The sequence below is a fragment of the Streptomyces sp. NPDC006997 genome (genome assembly GCF_040635175.1).
GTDB lineage: Bacteria > Actinomycetota > Actinomycetes > Streptomycetales > Streptomycetaceae > Streptomyces.
Genome location: NZ_JBEYHH010000004.1, coordinates 224,810 through 245,756, shown reverse-complemented (window position 1 = coordinate 245,756; position 20,947 = coordinate 224,810). Strand labels below are relative to the sequence as shown.

The following is a 20,947-nucleotide window of genomic DNA, read 5'->3' as shown; positions in this document are numbered from 1 at the left end:
GAGGGGGCGGTCGCCGTCCTCAGGCGCGAGCCGGTGCGGGTCGGGAGTGGGCTGGTGTGGGTCGGGAGTGGACCGGGAGTGGACCGCTGCGGGCCGGGGGTCAGGCCGGGGTGGTGCCCCCGCTGAAGCGCTCCGCGTCGCCGCGGTTGACGTCGCGCAGCAGGCAGGTGAGCCGGGCGCTGCACACGCGGCGGTCCTCCTCGTCGGTGATGACGATCTCGTACGTCGTGGTGGAGCGCCCCCGGTGCAGCGGGGTGGCGACGCCGGTGACCAGGCCGGAGCGGGCGGCGCGGTGGTGGGTGCAGTTCAGGTCGACCCCGACGGCGATCTTCGAGGGGCCGCCGTGCAGCATGGAGCCGACCGAGCCGAGGGTCTCGGCGAGCACCGCGGAGGCGCCGCCGTGCAGCAGGCCGTACGGCTGGGTGTTGCCCTCGACCGGCATGGTGCCGACGACCCGCTCCGCCGACGCCTCCAGGATCTGCACGCCCATCCGGATGCCGAGGTGTCCGGCGGAGAACAGGGCCGGGAGGTCGACACCGAGGGTGGCGTACTCGTCGATGACCTGCTGCGGGAACTTCACGTGCTGCTGCTCGCCCATGGGCCGCGCTCCGTTCGTGTGCTGTGCTGTCCGGTCGGGGTGGTTCAGCCGGCGCTGAGCAAACGCTCAGTCGGTGGCCGATTGTTCCAGACGGACCACGACGGACTTGCTGGCCGGGGTGTTGCTGGTGTCCGCGGTGGAGTCCAGCGGGACCAGGACGTTCGTCTCGGGGTAGTAGGCGGCGGCGCAGCCCCGCGCGGTCGGATAGTGCACCACCCGGAAGCCGGGCGCCCGCCGCTCGACGCCGTCCCGCCACTCGCTCACCAGGTCGACGTACGACCCGTCGGCGACGTTCAGCGCGCGGGCGTCCTCCGGGTTGACCAGCACCACCCGGCGTCCGCCGGTGATGCCGCGGTAGCGGTCGTCGAGGCCGTAGATGGTGGTGTTGTACTGGTCGTGCGAGCGCAGCGTCTGCAACAGCAGGCGCCCCTCGGGCAGTTCGGGGTACTCCACGGGCGCGGCGGTGAAGTTGGCCTTGCCGGTGGCGGTGGGGAAGCGGCGTTCGTCGCGGGGGGCGTGCGGCAGGACGAAGCCGCCGGGGCGGGCCACGCGCGCGTTGAAGTCGTCGAAGCCGGGGACCACGCGCGCGATGCGGTCCCGGATGGTCGCGTAGTCCTTCTCGAACTCCTCCCACGGGACGACGCTGTCCGCGCCGAGGACCCGGCGGGCCATCCGGCACACGATCGCCGGTTCCGACAGCAGGTGGGGGCTGGCGGGGGCCAGTCGGCCGTGGGAGGCGTGGACCATGCCCATGGAGTCCTCGACGGTGACGAACTGCTCGCCGCCGCCCTGGACGTCGCGCTCGGTGCGGCCGAGGGTGGGCAGGATCAGGGCGCGGGCGCCGGTGACGGCGTGGCTGCGGTTGAGCTTGGTGGAGACGTGCACGGTCAGCCGGGCGCGCCGCATGGCGGCCTCGGTGACGTCGGTGTCGGGGGAGGCGGCCACGAAGTTGCCGCCCATGGCGAAGAAGACCTTGGCCTCGCCGTCGCGCAGGGCGCGGATCGCGCGGACGACGTCGTAGCCGTGCTCGCGCGGGGGCGCGAAGCCGAACTCCTTCTCCAGGGCGTCGAGGAAGGCGGGCGCGGGGCGTTCGAAGATGCCCATGGTGCGGTCGCCCTGCACGTTGGAGTGGCCGCGCACGGGGCAGACGCCCGCGCCCGGGCGGCCGATGTTGCCGCGCAGCAGGAGGAAGTTGACGACCTCGCGGATGGTGGGCACGGAGTGCTTGTGCTGGGTCAGGCCCATGGCCCAGCAGACGATGGTCCGCTCCGACGCGAGGACGAGGTCCAGGGCGCGGCGGATGTCCTGTTCGGTGAGGCCGGTCGCGGTGCGGGTGGCGGCCCAGTCGGCGGCGCGGGCGGCCTCGGTGAACTCCTCGAAGCCGTGGGTGTGGTCGCGGACGAAGTCCTCGTCGACGGCGCCCGGGGTGTCCAGGATCAGCTTGTTGAGGAGGCGGAAGAGGGCCTGGTCGCCGCCGATGCGGATCTGGAGGAACAGGTCGTTGAGGGTAGCGCCGGTGGTGAGGCCCTTGGCGGTCTGCGGGTTCTTGAACCGCTCCAAACCCGCCTCGGGCAGCGGGTTGACGCTGATGATCTTCGCGCCGTTCGCCTTGGCCTTCTCCAGCGCGGCGAGCATCCGGGGGTGGTTGGTGCCCGGGTTCTGCCCGGCGACGATGATGAGGTCCGCCTGGTGGAGGTCGTCCAGGAGGACGCTGCCCTTGCCGATGCCGATGGTCTCGGTCAGTGCCGAGCCGGACGACTCGTGGCACATGTTGGAGCAGTCGGGCAGGTTGTTGGTGCCCAGTTCGCGGGCGAAGAGCTGGTAGAGGAACGCGGCCTCGTTGCTGGTGCGGCCGGAGGTGTAGAAGACGGCCTCGTCGGGGGAGTCGAGGGCGGTGATCTCCTCGGCGACGATGTCGAAGGCGCGCTCCCAGGAGACCGGTTCGTAGTGGTCGGCGCCTTCGGGGAGGTACATGGGGTGGGTCAGCCTGCCTTGCTGGCCGAGCCAGTAGCCGCTGCGGGTGGCGAGGTCGGTGACGGGGTGCGCGGCGAGGAACTCCGGGGTGACCCGGCGCACGGTGGCTTCCTCGGCGACCGCCTTCGCGCCGTTCTCACAGAACTCGAACGTATGGCGTTGGTCGCCTTCCGGCCAGGCGCAGCCGGGGCAGTCGAAGCCCTCCTTCTGGTTGACCCGGAGCAGGGTGAGCGCGCTGCGCCTGACGCCCATCTGCTGCTGGGCGACGCGCAGGGTCTGCCCGATGGCGGTGAGTCCGGCCACCGTGCGTTGGGGTTCGCTGACCTCGGGCGCGTCCTGGACCGGATCACCCTGGGGCGGCTTCTTGGCCATCGCACCCTTCTCCTTCGACTGCGTGGGCGCTGCGTCTGTGAGGTACGTCTCCGATCCTCGCACGGCGCGCCGACAGCGGGACCGGGCGAGCGGGACACCGGCGCACCGGGCGTGGGCGGAGCGGGCGTGGGCGGAGCGGGCGTGTGCCGCCGCGACGGGGGCGCCGGTGTGCGGGTGGGCCTGACTGTCAGTGGGCCGTGGCAGGATCGGGGACGTGGCAGAGACAGCATCGAAGAAGACCGACAACACCTCCGGCGGTGAGCGTCCGCGGCTGATGCTCATGGACGGGCACTCACTGGCGTACCGCGCGTTCTTCGCGCTGCCCGCGGAGAACTTCACGACCGCGACGGGCCAGCCGACGAACGCGATCTACGGCTTCGCGTCGATGCTCGCCAACACCCTGCGTGACGAGGCGCCCACGCACTTCGCGGTGGCCTTCGACGTCTCCCGCAAGACATGGCGCTCGGAGGAGTTCACGGAGTACAAGGCGAACCGCTCCAAGACGCCCGACGAGTTCAGGGGCCAGGTCGAGCTGATCTGCGAGCTGCTCGACGCGATGCACGCCGAGCGCTTCGCGGTGGACGGCTTCGAGGCGGACGACGTGATCGCCACCCTCGCCACCGAGGCCGAGGCCGCCGGTTTCGAGGTGCTGATCGTCACCGGCGACCGTGATTCGTTCCAGCTGGTCAGTGAGCACACGACCGTGCTGTACCCGACGAAGGGCGTCTCCGAGCTGACCCGGTTCACCCCGGAGAAGGTCCAGGAGAAGTACGGTCTGACGCCCGCGCAGTACCCCGACTTCGCCGCGCTGCGCGGCGACCCCTCCGACAACCTGCCCGGTATCCCCGGCGTCGGGGAGAAGACCGCCGCGAAGTGGATCAACCAGTTCGGTTCGTTCGCGGAGCTGGTGGAGCGGGCCGAGGAGGTCAAGGGCAAGGCCGGGCAGAACCTGCGCGACCACCTGGAGTCGGTCAAGCTCAACCGCAGGCTCACCGAGCTGGAGCGGCGGGTGGAGCTGGACCGGGGCGTGACCGAGCTGACCCGCGCGCCGTACGACCGCAAGGCGGTCGCGATGGTGCTGGACACCCTGGAGATCAGGAACCCGTCCCTGCGCGAGCGGCTGTTCGCCGTCGACCCCGGCGCCGAGGAGGCGGAGACGACGCCGGTCGCCGCGGACGGGATCGAGCTGGACGGCAAGGTCCTCGTGACCGGTGAGCTGGCCCCGTGGCTGGCCGAGCGCGGTGCCGAGGCCCTCGGGGTCGCCACTGTCGACAGCTGGGCGCTCGGCAGTGGCTCGGTGGCGGAGGTGGCGCTGGCCACCGCGGACGGCGCTGCCGTCTGGTTCGACCCGGCCCAGCTGGACGAGGCCGACGAGCGCGCGTGGGCGGCCTGGCTGGCCGACGCGGGGCGTCCGAAGGTCTTCCACAACGCCAAGGGCGCCATGCGGGTCCTCGCCGAGCACGGCTGGTCGGTCGAGGGCGTCGCCATGGACACCGCGCTCGCCGCCTACCTGGTCAAGCCGGGCCGCCGTTCCTTCGACCTGGACGCGCTGTCCCTGGAGTACCTGCACCGCGAGCTGGGACCGGCCGCCGCGGCCGACGGCCAGCTCGCCTTCGGCACGGACGACGGCGCGGAGGCCGAGGCGCTGATGGTGCAGGCCCGCGCGATCCTGGACCTCGGCGGGGTCTTCGAGGGCCGCCTTGAGGAGGTCGGCGCCGCGGACCTGCTGCGCGAGGTGGAGCTGCCGACGTCCGCCCTGCTGGCCCGGATGGAGCGGTACGGCATCGCCGCGGACCGCACGCATCTGGAGGCCATGGAGCAGATGTTCGCGGGCGCCGTCCAGCAGGCGGTGAAGGAGGCCCACGCGGCGGCCGGGCACGAGTTCAACCTCGGCTCGCCCAAGCAGCTCCAGGAGGTCCTCTTCGGGGAGCTGGCGCTGCCGAAGACCAAGAAGACGAAGACGGGCTACACCACCGACGCCGACGCTCTGGCCTGGCTCGCCACCCAGACCGACAACGAACTGCCGGTGATCATGCTCCGCCACCGCGAGCAGGCGAAGCTGCGCGTCACCGTCGAGGGCCTGATCAAGACGATCGCGGCGGACGGCCGGATCCACACCACGTTCAACCAGACCGTCGCCGCCACCGGCCGCCTGTCGTCCACCGACCCGAACCTCCAGAACATCCCGGTCCGTACGGACGAGGGCCGCGCGATCCGCCGGGGCTTCGTCGTCGGCGAGGGCTTCGAGTCGCTGATGACCGCCGACTACAGCCAGATCGAGTTGCGGGTGATGGCCCACCTCTCCGAGGACGCGGGCCTCATCGAGGCGTTCACCTCCGGCGAGGACCTGCACACCACCGCCGCCGCGCAGGTGTTCTCCGTGCCGCCCACCGCGGTCGACGCGGAGATGCGCCGCAAGATCAAGGCGATGTCGTACGGGCTGGCGTACGGCCTGTCGGCGTTCGGTCTGTCGCAGCAGCTGAACATCGAGGCGGCGGAGGCCCGCGCCCTGATGGACGCCTACTTCGAGCGGTTCGGCGGCGTGCGGGACTACCTGCGCCGGGCGGTCGACGAGGCGCGGGCCACGGGCTACACGGCGACGCTGTTCGGGCGCCGCCGCTACCTGCCCGACCTCAACAGCGACAACCGCCAGCGCCGTGAGGCCGCCGAGCGGATGGCGCTGAACGCGCCCATCCAGGGCACCGCCGCGGACATCGTCAAGATCGCCATGCTCAACGTCGACCTGGCGCTGCGCGAGGCGGAGCTGAAGTCGCGGATGCTCCTCCAGGTGCACGACGAGGTCGTCCTGGAGATCGCCCCGGGCGAGCGGGAGGCGGCGGAGGAACTCGTCCGCCGCGAGATGGCCGCCGCGGTCCGGCTCCGCGCCCCGCTGGACGTCTCGGTGGGCGTCGGCCCGGACTGGGAGTCGGCGGCGCACTGACCGGGTGACGGTACGGGTTCCGCGTCCGCGCGCGGGGCCCGTGCCGGAGGCCGGGCCCGGTGTCCCGGCCACCCCGCCGCCCCGTCCCCGGAACGTCCCGTCCGGTTCGTCCCAACGGGATGTGGCCAACCGGTGAAAACCGGACGTGAACGGCTCCCCGCGCAAGAGAAGTTGTCGTAGGGTCGCCTGGGCCGAGAAGAGCTACTGGGCGAGCACACAGACGACGAACGGACGCCGGACGTCCAGGGGAGGGGTTCACTCTATGGGGCCGCAATTCGGCAGGAGGCTGCGTAAGGGAGCGGCGACCACCGCTGTCGCCGCCGCCGCGGTCGCGGCGCTGTCCGCGTCCCAGGCTCCCGGAGTGACCACCGACGCGGACGGCAGACAGTCCACCACCGGCGCGCAGCCCTCACCGGACGAGTACACCGAGGACAGCGCCACCGGCAACTCGCCCTACTACACGGACCTGCCGCCGCTGAACAGCCCCACCCCGTCGCCGAGCACCGGCACCACACCACCCGCCACGGGCGAGACGCAGGCGGGCATCCCGGCGACCGTCCTCGACGCCTACAAGAAGGCCGCCGCCAAGCTGCGCGGCGCCAAACCGGGCTGCAACATACCCTGGGAGCTGCTCGCCGCCATCGGCAAGGTGGAGTCCGGCCACGCCCGCGGCGGCAACGTCTCCGCGGGCGGCACCACCCTGAGCCCCATCCTCGGGCCGCAGCTCAACGGCAACGGTTTCGCGAACATCAGCGACACCGACGGCGGCCTGTACGACGGCGACAGCTCCTTCGACCGCGCGGTCGGCCCCATGCAGTTCATCCCGTCCACCTGGGCGTGGGCGGGCCGCGACGGCAACGGCGACGGGGTCAAGGACCCCAACAACGTCTACGACGCCGCGCTCGCCGCCGGGCACTACCTGTGCCGGTTCGGCTGGGACCTCTCCGACCAGTCCGACCTCAACAGCGCGATCCTCAGCTACAACAACTCGACGGACTACCTGAACACGGTCCTGTCGTGGCTGGAGTACTACCGCAAGGGCACCCACGAGGTCCCCGACGGCACCGGCTCGCTCCCCGGGAACCGCAGCGACGACACGGCCGGGGCCAACCCCAGCCCCCGTCCCAGCACGCCTCCCGCCCCGAAGCCGTCCTCGCGGGACCGGGGCAGCACGTCGCCGAAGCCCACCCCGCCCGCCTCGGGCGGCAGCAGCCCCAGCCCGCAGCCGACGCCGCCCGAAACCACACCCCCGGCGACCCCGCCGACGCCCACCGACACCGTGCACCACCTGGAGGACGCGGACACCGCCACGCTCACCGCCATGGCGGGCGACGCCTTCGGCGAGCGCGTCAGCACCCGCACGGAGACCGAGGACGGCACCGCCGTCGGCAAGGTCCGGGTCCGCTTCACGATCACCGGCTCCACCGACGCCACCTTCTCCACCGGCGAGACCGTCGCCACGGTCGTCACCAGCAGCGCCGGTGTCGCCGTGGCCCCCGCCCTGCAAGCGGGCGAGCAGATTGGCGACTTCACGGTCCGCGCCACCGTCGTCGGCCGCACCCTGCCCGGCCTCGACTACACCGCCACCGTCATCGCCCGCGCCGCCGACACCCTCACCCCCGTCGGTGAGACGGAGCTGAGCTGCGTCACGGGCGGCGAGTTCGCCGAGCAGATCCAGCTGAAGGCGGCGTACGACGGTGCCGTCGCGGACGGCGTGGCGGCCACGGCGACCCTGGTCACGTCGGCGGACGACCCCACGCCCAACGACAGGGGCCCCTACTTCAAGGACGCCGACGACGCCGCCGTACGCACCCTCACCGGCCTGAAGACCGACGCCGACGGAGTGCTGACGCTGCCGAAGCTGTACGCGGACGACACCGAGGGCACCTACACGCTGCGCGTCACCACCACCGGCGGCGCCACGCTCACCTACACGCTCATCGTCACGGCCCCGGCGCCGACCCCGACGCCGACCCCGACCCCGACCCCGACGCCGACGCCGACCCCGACCCCGACGCCGACCCCGACGCCGAGCGAGCCCACCGGCGAGACGGCCAGCCCCTCGGCCTCGCCGACCGCGTAGGAACGCCAGCACCCGCACAGGGCGCCCCTCCGCCACCGCGGACGGGCGCCCTTCGGCGTCCGCCCGAGCCGTCCTCGTCTCGTCCGGCCGGCGCTACCGTGCGCCGTCAACCTGACGTGATGTCAGCTGGCGTCCGCGAGGAGGCCCGTGTGCGTGTCCTGATCGCCGCCGCGGTCTCCTCCTCGCGTTCGCCCTGTCCTCTCCCTCACCGTCCGCGGCTCACCCGCCGGCGAGACGTCCCCGGAACCCGGGCTGACGACGGTGCCCGCACACCCCTCACCCCCGGGAGGGGGAGGCGGAGACGCGCCGCAAGACCGCCCTGGTCCCGCCCTCCCCCTGGCGTGCTGCTGCCGTCCCTGCCGCTGTGGCCGGGGTGACGCGGCCGCACATCCGGCACCCCGGCCCCGCGACCGGCCACGGAACCGGAGACCGTCACCGCCTGAGCCGCGCGTTGGTGTGCCGGGTCGGCTCCGCGCTGGCGGGGTCCTCCGGCCACGGGTGCTTCGGGTACCGGCCGCGCAGCTCCGCCCGTACGCCCTGGTAGCCGTCCCGCCAGAAGGACGCGAGGTCCGCCGTGACCGCCGCCGGACGCCCGGCGGGCGACAGCAGGTGCACGAGCACCGGCACCCCGGCCACCACGGGCGACCGCTGGAGCCCGAACATCTCCTGCAACTTCACCGCGAGGACCGGCCGTTCCGGATCGGAGTAGTCGATCCGGATCCTGGACCCACTCGGTACGGTGATCCGCTCGGGGGCGAGTTCGTCGAACCGCGCCGCTTCCCCCGTGGCCCACGGCAGCAACCGGGCCAGCCCTTGCCCGGCGTCGATCCGCGCGAGGTCGGCCCGCCGCCGGGCCCGGCCCAGCTCCGGCTCCAGCCACTCCGCCACGCGCGCGTGCAACGCGTCGTCGGACACGTCGGGCCACGGCTCCCCGAGCCGCAGCCGCAGGAAGGCGAGCCGCTGCCGCAGCACCCGGGCCTCGGGTGACCACCGCAACAACCCGAACCCGTCCGCCCGCAGCCCTTCGAGCAGCGCCTCGCGTACGAGGCGGGGGTCGGCGTTCCGCAGCGGCCGTACCGCCAGCTCCACCGCCCCCAGCCGCTCCACGCGCCGGGCGACGACATCGCCGTCCGCCCAGTGGACCTCCTCCCGCTCGTCCAGCAGGGCTCCGGCCGCGTACCGGGCGACCTCCTCGTCCACCACGGCGGCGAGCTGCACGCGCGCGTGGCCCTTGCCCACCGGCCGGTCGGCCACGGCGACCGCGAGCCACGGCGCCCCCCGCACCGCCGACCCGTCCCGGATCTCCGCCCGGGTGCCGGACACCATGACGTACGACCCGCCGTCCGCCTTGCCCACCCGCTCCGGGAAGGCGAGGGCGACGACGACCCCGACGGCGGCGTCCTCGCCCGCCGCGCCGGTGCGCGTCTGTGGCCGTTCCGCCGCCGACCCGGCAGGTCCCCGGGACGCATCCGTCGCGGCGGCCCGCAACCGCCGTACCTCCGCCCGCCACCGCCCCGCGTAGGCGTCACCGCCGCGCCGGGCGGCCCGCAGCGCGGCGGCGAGATCGTCGCCGTACGCGCGCGGTGGCTCCTCGCTCAGCAGGGCCACCACCTCCGCGGCCAATCCGGCGCCCACCAGCGGCGCCGCGTCCAGCAGCGCCCGCCCCAGCCGGGGATGCAGCCCCAGCCGGGCCAGCCGCGCACCCCGCTCCGTCGCGCGCCCCGCGGCGTCGACGGCACCCACCGCCGTCAGCGCCGCCCGCGCCGCCGCCATCGCACCGCTCGGCGGCGGATCCAGCAGCGCCAGCCCGGCGGCCCCAGGATCACCCCAACAGGCCGCCTGGAGCGCGAACGCCGTCAGGTCGGCCACTTTGATCTCCGGCGCGGGAAAACGCGGCAGACGCCCGTCCTCGGCCTCCGCCCAGCAGCGGTACACCGCCCCCGGCGCCTCCCGCCCCGCACGCCCGGCCCGCTGCCGACCCGCCGCCTGCGAGGCCCGTACCGTCGTCAGCGCGCTCAGCCCGCGCGCGTGGTCCACCCGCGGCTCCCGCGCCAGCCCCGAGTCGACGACCACCCGCACCCCCGGAACGGTCAGCGACGACTCCGCCACCGCCGTCGCCAGCACCACCCGGCGCCGCGCCCCCGGCGCCAGCACCGCGTCCTGCACGGCGGCCGGTGCCCGCCCGTGCACCTGGAGCACCTCCACGTCACCCAGGTCACCGAGCTGCCCGGCCACCCGCGCGATCTCGCCCACGCCCGGCAGGAAGCACAGCACGTCCCCCGGCCGCTCGGCCAGCGCCCGCCGCACCACCGACGCCACATGCGTCAGCAGCACCGGGTCGACCCGCATCCCGTGCGGCGGCCGTACCGCACGCGCGGGAGGCGCCCACACCACCTCCACCGGGTACGAGACACCCGCGGCCGCCACCACGGGAGCGCCGCCGAGCAGCCGCGCCCAGCCCTCCGCGTCGGTGGTGGCCGACGCCGCCACCAGCCGCAGCTCGGGCCGCAGCGTCTGCCGCACGTCCCACAGGAAGGCCGCCGCCGTGTCCGCGTCCAGATGCCGTTCGTGGCACTCGTCGAGCACCACCACGTCGACCCCGGCCAGCTCCTGGTCCCGCTGGATCCGCTGGAGCAGCACACCCGTCGTGACGACCTCCACGCGCGCGTGCCGCCCGACGACCCGCTCGCCGCGGACCGTGTAGCCGACGCTCTCGCCGACCTTCTCGCCCAGCAGCCACGCCATCCGCCGGGCCGCCGCCCGCGCCGCGATCCGCCGCGGCTCGGCCACGACGACCCGCCCGGCCGGCCGCCCGCGGCCCCCGTCCAGCAGCCCGGCCAGCGCCAGCGGCACCAGCGTCGTCTTGCCGGTGCCGGGCGGCGCGACGAGCACGGCGGTGCCGGGTCCGTCCAGGGCGTCGGTCAGGCCGGGCAGGGCGGCCCGTACGGGAAGGGCGTCCAGAGCGTCGTAGCGGATCACGCACTCAGTCCCGTACGCACACGAAGATCGCCGTGCCGGGGATCTGCTGGCCGCGCAGCGGGGACCAGCCGCCCCATTCGGAGGTGTTCCACGCGGGCCACTCCGGCTCCACCAGGTCCACCAGGCGCAGGCCCGCCGCCACCACGTCCCGGACGCGGTCGCCGACCGTCCTGTGGTGCTCGACGTACACCGCGTGGCCCGCCTCGTCCTGCTCGACGTACGGCGTGCGGTCGAAGTAGGACGCGGAGACGGACAGGCCCTCGGGACCGGGCTCGTCCGGGAACGCCCAGCGGATCGGGTGGGTCACCGAGAACGCGAACCGGCCGCCCGGCCGCAGCACCCGCCGCACCTCGCGCAGCACCAGCACCGGGTCGGCGACGAACGGCAGCGCGCCGTACGCCGAGCAGGCCAGGTCGAAGGAGGCGTCCGCGAAGGGCAGCGCGGCGGCGTCCGCGCACACCAGCGGGAACGTTCCGCCGATGCGCAGGGCGTGCTGGAGCTGGCGGTGCGAGAGGTCGAGGGCGACCGGGCTCGCCCCCTGCGCGGCGAGCCAGCGCGAGCACTGCGCCGCGCCCGCGCCGATCTCCAGGACCGACTTGCCCGCCAGCCCCTCCGCCGGGCCGAGCAGCTCCGCCTCCACCTCGTCGAGGCCCTCGGGGCACCACACGAAGCGGTCGTCGCCGAGGAACGTGCCGTGTTCGGACTGGTACTCGTCGGCGTTCCGGTCCCACCAGCCCCGGTTCGCGCGGGCACTCTCCGTGACCCCGGCGGCGCGCCGGGTGGCCTCCGGTTCCGCGGGGTCCGGTGCCGTGGTGTGGGCCATGGTCTGGGGCGTCACGGGCTCTTGGATGATGGGCTCCCTCGTCGTACTCTTCCGTCCAGCCCGTCCCGGTGGTGTCACCGAAGGGGCGCCATGCGGCACGCGTGGCCTCGGTGGACGGCTTCTGTGCCGGTTATGCGGCGATCCGCCCCGGGTGTGCGGCTTCGCGCATTGACCCTGCCCGGCCGCCCCCGTATGCTACAAGTTGCGCTGCGGGCCTGCGCACCTCAGACGTAGCAGGCTGCGCTCGCATCTGTTGTATGTCCCCTCGGTTGTCGAGGCGCCATCACCGGTTCGCTGGTGAGGCGCTTCCTTGGCTGTCCGGCTTCTGCAGAGCGAAACGGGCTCCCGGCGTAAGCAGTACCTACGACTTCAATGTCCGTACCGGAGCCCTTTCCCACATGACGAGCAGCACCGAGACCACCGCCACCACCCCGCAGGTAGCGGTCAACGACATCGGTAACGAGGAAGCTTTCCTCGCCGCGATCGACGAGACGATCAAGTACTTCAACGACGGCGACATCGTCGACGGCGTCATCGTGAAGGTCGACCGGGACGAGGTCCTGCTCGACATCGGTTACAAGACCGAAGGCGTTATCCCGAGCCGCGAGCTCTCGATCAAGCACGACGTCGACCCCAACGAGGTCGTCGCCGTCGGTGACGAGATCGAGGCCCTCGTCCTCCAGAAGGAGGACAAGGAAGGCCGCCTGATCCTCTCGAAGAAGCGCGCCCAGTACGAGCGTGCCTGGGGCACCATCGAGAAGATCAAGGAAGAGGACGGGATCGTCACCGGTACCGTCATCGAGGTCGTCAAGGGTGGTCTCATCCTCGACATCGGCCTCCGTGGCTTCCTCCCGGCCTCCCTGGTCGAGATGCGCCGCGTGCGCGACCTCCAGCCCTACGTGGGCAAGGAGCTCGAGGCCAAGATCATCGAGTTGGACAAGAACCGCAACAACGTGGTCCTGTCCCGCCGTGCCTGGCTGGAGCAGACCCAGTCCGAGGTTCGCCAGACGTTCCTCACGACCCTCCAGAAGGGTCAGGTCCGTTCCGGTGTGGTCTCCTCGATCGTCAACTTCGGTGCCTTCGTGGACCTGGGTGGCGTCGACGGTCTGGTCCACGTCTCCGAGCTGTCCTGGAAGCACATCGACCACCCCTCCGAGGTCGTCGAGGTCGGCCAGGAGGTCACGGTCGAGGTCCTCGACGTCGACATGGACCGCGAGCGTGTCTCCCTGTCGCTGAAGGCGACCCAGGAAGACCCGTGGCAGCAGTTCGCCCGCACCCACCAGATCGGCCAGGTCGTGCCCGGCAAGGTCACGAAGCTGGTTCCGTTCGGTGCGTTCGTCCGCGTGGACGAGGGCATCGAGGGTCTGGTCCACATCTCCGAGCTGGCCGAGCGCCACGTGGAGATCCCGGAGCAGGTCGTCCAGGTCAACGACGAGATCTTCGTCAAGGTCATCGACATCGACCTCGAGCGCCGTCGCATCAGCCTCTCGCTGAAGCAGGCCAACGAGTCCTTCGGTGCCGACCCGTCCGCGGTCGAGTTCGACCCGACCCTGTACGGCATGGCCGCGTCCTACGACGACCAGGGCAACTACATCTACCCCGAGGGCTTCGACCCCGAGACCAACGACTGGCTCGAGGGCTACGAGAAGCAGCGCGAGGAGTGGGAGCGCCAGTACGCCGAGGCGCAGTCGCGCTTCGAGCAGCACCAGGCGCAGGTCATCAAGTCCCGCGAGGCGGACGAGAAGGCCGCTGCCGAGGGTGGCGAGGCCGCCGCTCCGGCCGCTTCCGGCGGTGGCGGCGGGTCGTACTCGTCCGAGGGCGGCGACAACTCCGGCGCCCTGGCGTCGGACGAGGCGCTGGCCGCGCTGCGCGAGAAGCTGGCCGGCGGCCAGAGCTGACCGCGACGGCTCGCTGAGTAGCTGACCGCCGAGGGTCCGCATCCGTGCAGGGTGCGGGCCCTCGGCGTTTCCATGTCCGGCGTCTCCGTGTCCGGTGTGAGCGGTGCCCGGTGTTCGCCGTGGTCGACTTCGATGCGTCCGTTCGGGAATGCCCATGGCGTACGCCACGTTGTGCAGTACGGACATGAGGAGGAGCGGTCACAGTGCTTGATCCGCAGGGTTTGTACACGTGGGAGCCGAAGGGGCTGGCCGTCGTCGACATGGCGCTGGCCCAGGAATCGGCCGGTCTTGTCATGCTCTACCACTTCGACGGATACATCGACGCGGGTGAGACCGGCGACCAGATCGTCGACGGGATCCTCGACTCGCTGCCCCACCAGGTCGTCGCCCGGTTCGACCACGACCGGCTCGTGGACTACCGGGCCCGCCGTCCGCTGCTGACCTTCCGGCGCGACCACTGGACGGCCTTCGAGGAGCCCACCCTCGCGGTGCGGCTCGTCCAGGACGCCACCGGGGCGCCCTTCCTGCTGCTGTCCGGCCCGGAGCCGGACGTGGAGTGGGAGAGGTTCGCCGCGGCCGTCGAGCAGATCGTGGAACGGCTGGGCGTCCGCCTCGCCGTGAACTTCCACGGCATCCCCATGGGCGTCCCGCACACCCGCCCGGTGGGCCTCACCCCGCACGGCAACCGCACCGAACTGGTGCCGGGCCACCGCAGCCCCTTCGAGGAGGCACAGGTCCCCGGCAGCGCCGAGGCGCTCGTCGAGTACCGCCTCATGGAAGCGGGCCACGACGTCCTGGGCGTCGCCGCGCACGTCCCGCACTACATCGCCCGCTCCGCCTACCCGGACGCGGCCCTGACCGTCCTGGAGGCCATCACGGCCGCCACCGGACTGGTCCTGCCCAGCATCGCGCACTCCCTGCGCACGGACGCCTACCGCACCCAGACGGAGATCGAGCGCCAGATCCGCGAGGGCGACGACGAGCTGACCGCCCTGGTCCAGGGCCTTGAGCACCAGTACGACGCCGTCGCGGGCGCAGAGACCCGGGGCAACATGCTGGCCGAGCCGGTCGAGATCCCGTCGGCCGACGAGATCGGGCAGGAGTTCGAGAAGTTCCTGGCTGAGCGGGAGGGCGACCACTAGGCAGGCGGCCCGCACGACCCACGGAGGTGGGCGCGTCCGGGCCGCGAGGTGGTCCGTCCGGGGCAGGGCCTAAGCTGCCGTTCATGGTGAAAGTGGGCTTGACCGGTGGGATCGGCGCGGGCAAGAGCGAGGTGTCGCGGCTGCTCGTGGAGTGCGGCGCCGTACTGATCGACGCCGACAGGATCGCGCGTGAGGTCGTGGCGCCGGGCACGCCCGGGCTCGCCGAGGTCGTACGGACCTTCGGCGAGGAGGTGCTCACCGAGGACGGCGCCCTGGACCGGCCCAAGCTGGGCTCCATCGTCTTCTCCGACCCCGACCGGCTCGCCGTGCTCAACTCGATCGTGCACCCCCTGGTCGGCGCCCGCTCCCGCGAACTGGAGTCCGCGGCCCCCGAGGACGCCGTCGTCGTCCACGACGTGCCCCTCCTCACGGAGAACGGCCTCGCACCGCTGTACGACGTCGTCGTGGTCGTCGACGCCAGCCCCGGCACCCAGCTCGACCGGCTGGTGCGGCTGCGCGGGATGACGGAGGAGGACGCCCGCGCCCGGATGGCCGCCCAGGCGACGCGGGAACAGCGCCTGGAGATCGCGGACATCGTCATCGACAACGACGTGCCGCTGCCCGAGCTCCAGCGGCGCGTACGGAGCGTATGGGCGGATCTCGCACACCGCGCACGGGCGTCCCGGGAGCCGCTCAGGGAATAACCCGCTCTGGCGTGGGCGTTGAACGCGCCGAGTGAGGGAAGGACTTTGCCGTGCCCGACACCAGCGGTTCCACCGGACGTAGCCCGGAGACGCATGTCATCGACTTCCGTGCCGCCGAGCAGCTGCTCGCCGCACGGGACCCGCGGGGCGCGGTGAAGCTGCTCGACGAGGTCATCGCCGCGCACCCGGAGAACACCGCCGCACGCCTGCTGCGTGCGCGCGCCTTCTTCGCCGCCGCGCAACTGCGGCCCGCGGAGCTGGAGTTCCAGGTCGTCCTGGAGCGAGAGCCGGACAACGCGTACGCGCACTTCGCGCTAGCCCGTACCTACGAGCGCCAGGGGCGCCCTGACCAGGCCATACGCCACTTCCGGCTGGCCGCCGCGCTGGACCCGAAGCCGCAGTACGTGAAGGCGGCCCGCTTCGACTCCTGAGCCCGCTGTTGTGCCCGCTCGGCTGGCTTCACTCGAACGGGTGAAGCAGGGGTGCCTGGGAACGGCTGTGCGGAGGTGGGCCGTTGTACGGGCATGGAGCTGAGGATGCGGACAGGACATCAGGGGACGGGCCCCGGGGCCATCACCCCGGACGGCTGCGCGGTGGAGCTGTACTCACGGCTGCCCAGCGGGCCCGAGGCCGACGTCATCGCGGCGGCCGTACCGCCGGGGGCGCACATCCTGGAACTGGGCAGCGGGGTGGGCCGCATGACCCATCCCCTGCTGGAGCGGGGTTTCACGGTCACCGCGGTGGACGAATCCGCCGAGATGCTCGACCGCGTCCGCGGCGCGCGCACGATATGCAGCCCCATCGAGGACCTCGACCTCGGCGAGACGTTCGACGTCGTGCTGCTCGCCTCGTTCCTCGTGCACGCCGGGGACGTCGAGGTGCGCAGAGGGCTGCTGCGCACCTGCGTACGGCATGTCGCCGAGGGCGGCTGTGTCCTCATCCAGCGGGAGGGCGCGGACTACCACACCAACCTGCCGCGCCAGCGGGTCGATCCCAGCGGCTTCACCGTGCGGATCCTGTCGGCCGAGCCGGTCGCGGACGGGGTCAACTCGGTGCACGCGGAGTACGTGTTCCCGGACGCGACATGGACGCAGACGTTCCGGTCGAGACCGCTGACCAGGGAGCAGTTCGAGGAGGCGTTGGCGGAGGCGGGGCTGACCGTCGACAAGTACCTGACGGAGGACGGAATCTGGGTCCGGGCGATGACTTCGTGACCGCCGCGGGGTCTTCCTCTGTGACCGCACCACGAAGCACCACCTCACACTGGGAGACCCCATGGCCAAGATCGCCACCACCCCCTCCGCTGCTTCCCCCGTCGCGGCGTCCTCGACCGGCAGCGTCATCGGCGAGTCCTCGACCGCCCGTGGCCGACGCGCCCGTATCGCGCTGCGCGCGCTTCAGGTGGTGCTCGCCCTGTTCTTCGGCATCGCGAGCGCGCTGCCCAAGCTGATCGGGCACTCCTCGGCCGCCGAGTCCTTCGACGAGATGGGCTGGGGCGCCGCGGGGATGTACACCATCGGCGCGCTGGAACTGGCGGGAGCGGTGGCGCTGTTGATACCGGTGCTCCAGTCGGCTTCGGCGATGGCGCTGAGCGCGCTGATGCTGGGCGCGTTCGTGGTCCAGCTCACCGTCTTCGACGGGCAGTACGCGGCCACACCGCTGATCCTGATAGTGCCGCTCGCCCTCATAGCCTGGGTGCGACGCGCTCACAACACGGAGCTGCTGCGACTGCTGCACCGACGCTCCTGAAGGTCAGCGCCTGCCGGATCCCCTGCGGCCACCGGACCGGCCGGACCGGCCGGGGCGACCCGGTCGGCCGGATCCACCGGGCTCACCGGGCACATCAGACCCACCGGTCACGCCGGTCGCACCGGACCCACTCGGCCCGCCAGGCGATGCAGCGCCGGGAGGTCGGCTGCCGAAGCTGTCCAGGGCGCGGAGGCGTTCCAGCTCGCGGCGGTCGCGCTTGGTCGGGCGGCCGGTGCCGCGGTCGCGGATACCGGGAGGGGCGACGGCCTCACGGGGCGGTGGCGGCGGGCTGTTGTCGACGTAGCACTGGACGGCCACCGGGGCGCCGACCCGCTTGCGGATCAGGCGCTTGACGACGACGATCCGCTCCCGGCCCTCGTGCCGCAGGCGCACCTCATCGCCGACGCGTACGGAGTGGGCGGGCTTGACCCGCTCGCCGTTCACCCGGACATGGCCACCCTTGCAGGCGGTGGCGCCGATGGAGCGGGTCTTCACCAGGCGTACGGACCAGATCCAGCTGTCGATGCGCACGCTCTCGCCGCTCTGCGGCCCGGCGGCCTCGGCGGCGGCCACCGCGGCTGCGACCTTGGGGTCCGGGGCGGGGGCGGGCGGGGTGCCGTCCGTGCCCGGGGAGCGTCCCGGGTCCGGGGAGCGATCCGCCTCCGGAGAACCCGCCGCACCGCCGCCACCGTCACCGCCAGTGCCTCGCGCGCCGGCGCCTTGCCCGCCCGCGTCCCGCGTGCTCTGTGTGTCCTTCGGATCCTCGTGGTCCGCAGCTTCGGAAGCCATGTCTTGACCTTAGCTCCCCTTGGGGCGGGGGACGGTCCCGTTTTCACCTGGCGGGAGGTTCTACGGTGGGGGGTATGGACAGCGGCACCAGCGGCGCCCTCATGGGGCTGGACGAGCGGATCGCCGGGTGCCGGGCCTGCCCTCGGCTGGTCGGCTGGCGTGAGGAGGTGGCCCGTACCAAGCGGGCGGCCTTCGCGGACTGGACGTACTGGGGCCGGCCGGTTCCCGGCTTCGGTCCGGCGGACGCCCGGCTGCTGATCGTCGGTCTGGCACCGGCGGCTCACGGGGGCAACCGGACGGGACGGATGTTCACCGGTGACCGGTCGGGGGACGTGCTGTACCGGGCGCTGTACGACGTGGGGTTGGCGTCGCAGCCCACGTCCGTGAGCGCGGGGGACGGGCTGGAGCTGTACGGGGTCCGGGTCACCTCGCCCGTGCACTGCGCGCCGCCCGCCAACAAGCCGACGCCCGGGGAGCGGGACGCCTGCCGTCCCTGGCTGGTGCGGGAGCTGGGGCTGCTGCGGCCGACGTTGCGGGCGGTGGTGGTCCTCGGGGCCTTCGGCTGGCAGGCCGCGCTGCCCGCGTTCGCGGAGGCGGGGTGGGCGGTGCCGAGACCGCGCCCGGTGTTCGGGCACGGTGCGAGGGTGCGGCTCGACAGCGCGGCAGGAGAGGAGGGGGACGGAGAAGGGCTCGATCTCTTCGGGTGCTTCCACGTCAGCCAGCGCAACACCTTCACGGGGCGGCTCACCCCGGAGATGCTGCGGGAGGTGCTGCGCGCGGCGGCTGGTGCGGCCGGGCTCGGCGGCGAAGCGACTCGAAGGGCTGCGAGCGGGTGGGACGCGGGCTAGGGTCGCCGGATGCCTCTTTACCCGGAGATCGAACCGTATGAGCACGGCATGTTGGATGTCGGTGACGGCAACCGCGTGTACTGGGAGGTCTGCGGGAATCCGCGCGGCAAGCCGGCGGTGGTGTTGCACGGCGGGCCGGGGACCGGCGCCAATGCGTACTTCCCGCGGCTCTTCGACCCGGAGGCGTACCGGATCGTGCTGCTCGACCAGCGTGGGTGCGGGCGTTCGAGGCCGTCCGCGAGCGTGTATGAGACGGACATGACTGTCAACACGACGGCTCATCTCATCGCCGACCTGGAGCTGTTGCGGCGGCACCTGGGGATAGGGCGGTGGCTGGTGTGGGGGGTGTCGTGGGGGTCGGTGCTCGGGCTGCGGTACGCGCAGACACATCCGGGGGCCGTGTCGGAGCTGGTGCTCACCGCAGTGGTGACCGGTTCCAACGCCGAGGTGGCCCTGCTGACCAGGGGGTTGGGGAAGCTCTACCCGGAGGCTTTCGAGAAGTTCCTCGCCGGGTTGCCGGAGGGGGAGCGGGAGGGGAACCTCGCTGCCGCCTACAACCGGCTGCTCGAATCGCCGGACGCCGGGGTGCGGGAGCGGGCGGCGCGGGCGTGGACCGACTGGGAGACGGCGGCTGCCGCACTGCCGCCGCGTTCGGTGCCGCGTTACGAGGACCCGGAGTTCCGGATGCGTTTCGCCCGCACGGTCACGCACTACTGGGGCAACGACCACTTCCTGGGCGAGGGCAACGACGAGGGCGTGGTGCTGCGGGATGCGCACCTGCTGAAGGGCATCCCCGGCACGCTGGTCCAGGGGGGCCTGGACTTCGGCAACCTGCTGGGCGTCGTCTGGCGGCTCCACCACGCCTGGCCGGGCAGCGAGCTGGTGATGGTGGACCAGGTGGGGCACAACGCCGGTGCGCCGGAGATGGCCGAGGCGCTCGTGGCGGCGACGGACCGGTACGCGGTGGAGCGTTAGGCGCGGGCGCACCAAGTCCCGCGCCCCAGCAGAGCGCCCCACGCTCCGCAGAGCGCCCCAAGCCCCAAGCCCCAAGCCCCAAGCCTTAAGCCCCGCGCCCGGCGCCGCGCAGAGCGCCCCGCGTGGCCGAGGCGCGCCTCAGGGCCGCCACTCGTACCGTACGTCCGGCTCCCGCTCCTCGTTGCCGCTGCCGTCGGTGCGCTCCACGGCGACGAAGCCGTGCCGTTCGTAGAAGCGGTGGGCGGGCGTGTTGACCTGGAAGGTCCACAGCGTGAGGCCCCGTGGGCTGCGCTCCTTGGCGACGGCGACGAAACGGTCCCCGATGCCGCGCCCGCGCCAGCCGGGGTCGAGGTACAGCTGCGCGAGCAGCTCCCCGTCGAGCACCATCACCCCCACGACCCCCGGACCCCCCGCATCCGCCACCCAGGTCTCCCGCAGCGGCACCACGACGTCACGGAAGTAGGCGCGCACCTCGCCGTCGGTACGCGGTCGTACGACGGTCGGCAGCGCGGTGGCGAAGGAGCGCAGCCACACGTCGGCCACGGCGGCGGCGTCGTCGGGCGTGGCGGGTCGCAGTTCGACGGCCGCGGTGCCGGTGCTCACGCTCCCGCGCCCTCCGGTACGACGGCCGTGGCCGTGATCTCGACCAACTGCCCGGTGTAGCCCAGGCAGGCCACCCCCAGCAGCGTCGACGAATGCGGCCCGGTGCTCAGACCGGACGCCTCGACGACGTCCCAGACGGCGGAGAGCACGGCGGGCTCGGCGCTCACGACGTACACGTCGGTCGACACGACATGCGCCAGGTCACTGCCGACGGCCCGCAGCTGCTCCTCCAGATTGGCGACCACCTGCTCCGCCTGCCGCACGGCGTCCCCCGCACCGATCAGCTTCCCCTCCGTGTCCAGCGGCACCGCCCCGGCGAGGAAGGCCAGCCTGGTACCGGCTTCCACCACGGAGGCGTGGGAGTAGGCGGGCGGAGGGAAGAGGGTGGGCACGGTGACACGGCGGATCACGGGGCGGCTCCTGAAAGGGGGCGGAGGAACTCACTGATCCTCCGTGCTGGCGCCGCCGC

General features: G+C 72.6%; 17 protein-coding genes. 10 read left to right on the top strand and 7 right to left on the bottom strand.

What is annotated here, in order from left to right:
• Positions 1-100: 100 nt before the first annotated feature.
• Both ABZ659_RS05790 and ABZ659_RS05785 read right to left on the bottom strand, forming a co-directional pair.
• A complete protein-coding gene (locus ABZ659_RS05790) occupies positions 101-598 on the bottom strand; it encodes a hotdog fold thioesterase (RefSeq protein WP_360213838.1) in 498 nt (165 codons plus the stop codon).
• 66 nt (positions 599-664) lie between these two features.
• Positions 665-2,944, bottom strand: coding sequence for an FdhF/YdeP family oxidoreductase (locus ABZ659_RS05785; protein ID WP_360213836.1), 2,280 nt, complete (start codon positions 2,942-2,944; stop codon positions 665-667).
• Between the two features lie 214 nt (positions 2,945-3,158).
• Between ABZ659_RS05785 and polA the strand changes: the two genes are divergently transcribed.
• Both polA and ABZ659_RS05775 read left to right on the top strand, forming a co-directional pair.
• Positions 3,159-5,885, top strand: a complete 2,727-nt coding sequence (gene polA, locus ABZ659_RS05780; RefSeq protein ID WP_360213834.1) for a DNA polymerase I — start codon at positions 3,159-3,161, stop codon at positions 5,883-5,885.
• A 262-nt stretch (positions 5,886-6,147) separates the two neighbouring features.
• Positions 6,148-7,968: a lytic murein transglycosylase gene (locus ABZ659_RS05775; RefSeq protein WP_360213832.1), complete on the top strand. Its 1,821-nt coding sequence runs from the start codon at positions 6,148-6,150 to the stop codon at positions 7,966-7,968.
• A 432-nt stretch (positions 7,969-8,400) separates the two neighbouring features.
• Here the strand turns inward: ABZ659_RS05775 and hrpB are convergent, their stop codons facing one another.
• Together hrpB and ABZ659_RS05765 are read right to left on the bottom strand one after the other, a co-directional pair.
• Positions 8,401-10,947 (bottom strand): ATP-dependent helicase HrpB, encoded by a 2,547-nt coding sequence (gene hrpB / locus ABZ659_RS05770; RefSeq protein WP_360213830.1) that lies wholly within the window; start codon positions 10,945-10,947, stop codon positions 8,401-8,403.
• Positions 10,948-10,951: 4 nt separating this feature from the next.
• Positions 10,952-11,848 carry a class I SAM-dependent methyltransferase gene (locus ABZ659_RS05765; protein WP_360213828.1) on the bottom strand — a complete coding sequence of 299 codons (897 nt, stop codon included), beginning with the start codon at positions 11,846-11,848 and terminating at the stop codon, positions 10,952-10,954.
• A gap of 320 nt (positions 11,849-12,168) precedes the next feature.
• On the opposite strand from ABZ659_RS05765, the gene rpsA reads away from it, so the two are divergent.
• The 6 genes from rpsA to ABZ659_RS05735 all read left to right on the top strand — a co-directional run bounded on the left by rpsA (position 12,169) and on the right by ABZ659_RS05735 (position 17,263).
• The gene (gene rpsA, locus ABZ659_RS05760) at positions 12,169-13,668 is read left to right on the top strand and encodes a 30S ribosomal protein S1 (protein WP_360213826.1); all 1,500 of its coding nucleotides are present in this window, start codon (positions 12,169-12,171) and stop codon (positions 13,666-13,668) included.
• Between the two features lie 203 nt (positions 13,669-13,871).
• Positions 13,872-14,810 carry a PAC2 family protein gene (locus tag ABZ659_RS05755; protein ID WP_360213824.1) on the top strand — a complete coding sequence of 313 codons (939 nt, stop codon included), beginning with the start codon at positions 13,872-13,874 and terminating at the stop codon, positions 14,808-14,810.
• Positions 14,811-14,893: 83 nt separating this feature from the next.
• On the top strand, positions 14,894-15,514 hold the full coding sequence (gene coaE, locus ABZ659_RS05750; protein WP_360213822.1) for a dephospho-CoA kinase: 621 nt from the start codon (positions 14,894-14,896) through the stop codon (positions 15,512-15,514).
• 50 nt (positions 15,515-15,564) lie between these two features.
• Entirely contained in the window at positions 15,565-15,945 is a 381-nt protein-coding gene (locus tag ABZ659_RS05745) for a tetratricopeptide repeat protein (RefSeq protein WP_360213820.1), read from the top strand.
• Positions 15,946-16,038: 93 nt separating this feature from the next.
• Positions 16,039-16,728 carry a class I SAM-dependent methyltransferase gene (locus tag ABZ659_RS05740; protein ID WP_360213818.1) on the top strand — a complete coding sequence of 230 codons (690 nt, stop codon included), beginning with the start codon at positions 16,039-16,041 and terminating at the stop codon, positions 16,726-16,728.
• A gap of 61 nt (positions 16,729-16,789) precedes the next feature.
• Positions 16,790-17,263, top strand: a complete 474-nt coding sequence (locus ABZ659_RS05735; RefSeq protein ID WP_360213816.1) for a DoxX family protein — start codon at positions 16,790-16,792, stop codon at positions 17,261-17,263.
• Positions 17,264-17,266: 3 nt separating this feature from the next.
• Here ABZ659_RS05735 and ABZ659_RS05730 read toward each other — a convergent pair whose 3' ends face one another.
• A complete protein-coding gene (locus ABZ659_RS05730; RefSeq protein ID WP_360213983.1) occupies positions 17,267-17,836 on the bottom strand; it encodes an RNA-binding S4 domain-containing protein in 570 nt (189 codons plus the stop codon).
• Between the two features lie 290 nt (positions 17,837-18,126).
• On the opposite strand from ABZ659_RS05730, the gene ABZ659_RS05725 reads away from it, so the two are divergent.
• Both ABZ659_RS05725 and pip read left to right on the top strand, forming a co-directional pair.
• Positions 18,127-18,900: a uracil-DNA glycosylase gene (locus ABZ659_RS05725; RefSeq protein WP_360213814.1), complete on the top strand. Its 774-nt coding sequence runs from the start codon at positions 18,127-18,129 to the stop codon at positions 18,898-18,900.
• A 9-nt stretch (positions 18,901-18,909) separates the two neighbouring features.
• A complete protein-coding gene (gene pip, locus ABZ659_RS05720) occupies positions 18,910-19,875 on the top strand; it encodes a prolyl aminopeptidase (RefSeq protein ID WP_360213812.1) in 966 nt (321 codons plus the stop codon).
• Positions 19,876-20,013: 138 nt separating this feature from the next.
• Here pip and ABZ659_RS05715 read toward each other — a convergent pair whose 3' ends face one another.
• Both ABZ659_RS05715 and ABZ659_RS05710 read right to left on the bottom strand, forming a co-directional pair.
• Positions 20,014-20,478 carry a GNAT family N-acetyltransferase gene (locus ABZ659_RS05715; RefSeq protein WP_360213810.1) on the bottom strand — a complete coding sequence of 155 codons (465 nt, stop codon included), beginning with the start codon at positions 20,476-20,478 and terminating at the stop codon, positions 20,014-20,016.
• The gene (locus ABZ659_RS05710; protein WP_360213808.1) at positions 20,475-20,888 is read right to left on the bottom strand and encodes a RidA family protein; all 414 of its coding nucleotides are present in this window, start codon (positions 20,886-20,888) and stop codon (positions 20,475-20,477) included. The genes ABZ659_RS05715 and ABZ659_RS05710 overlap by 4 nt, the downstream gene beginning before the upstream one ends.
• Positions 20,889-20,947: the final 59 nt, after the last annotated feature.

Coding starts and splice junctions, on each gene's coding strand:
- ABZ659_RS05735 (WP_360213816.1), top strand. CDS start 16,790: ATGGCCAAGATCGCCACCACCCCCTCCGCTGCTTCCCCCGTCGCGGCG.
- ABZ659_RS05725 (WP_360213814.1), top strand. CDS start 18,127: ATGGACAGCGGCACCAGCGGCGCCCTCATGGGGCTGGACGAGCGGATC.
- rpsA (WP_360213826.1), top strand. CDS start 12,169: ATGACGAGCAGCACCGAGACCACCGCCACCACCCCGCAGGTAGCGGTC.
- ABZ659_RS05775 (WP_360213832.1), top strand. CDS start 6,148: ATGGGGCCGCAATTCGGCAGGAGGCTGCGTAAGGGAGCGGCGACCACC.
- ABZ659_RS05785 (WP_360213836.1), bottom strand. CDS start 2,944: ATGGCCAAGAAGCCGCCCCAGGGTGATCCGGTCCAGGACGCGCCCGAG.
- ABZ659_RS05740 (WP_360213818.1), top strand. CDS start 16,039: ATGGAGCTGAGGATGCGGACAGGACATCAGGGGACGGGCCCCGGGGCC.
- pip (WP_360213812.1), top strand. CDS start 18,910: ATGCCTCTTTACCCGGAGATCGAACCGTATGAGCACGGCATGTTGGAT.
- coaE (WP_360213822.1), top strand. CDS start 14,894: ATGGTGAAAGTGGGCTTGACCGGTGGGATCGGCGCGGGCAAGAGCGAG.
- ABZ659_RS05790 (WP_360213838.1), bottom strand. CDS start 598: ATGGGCGAGCAGCAGCACGTGAAGTTCCCGCAGCAGGTCATCGACGAG.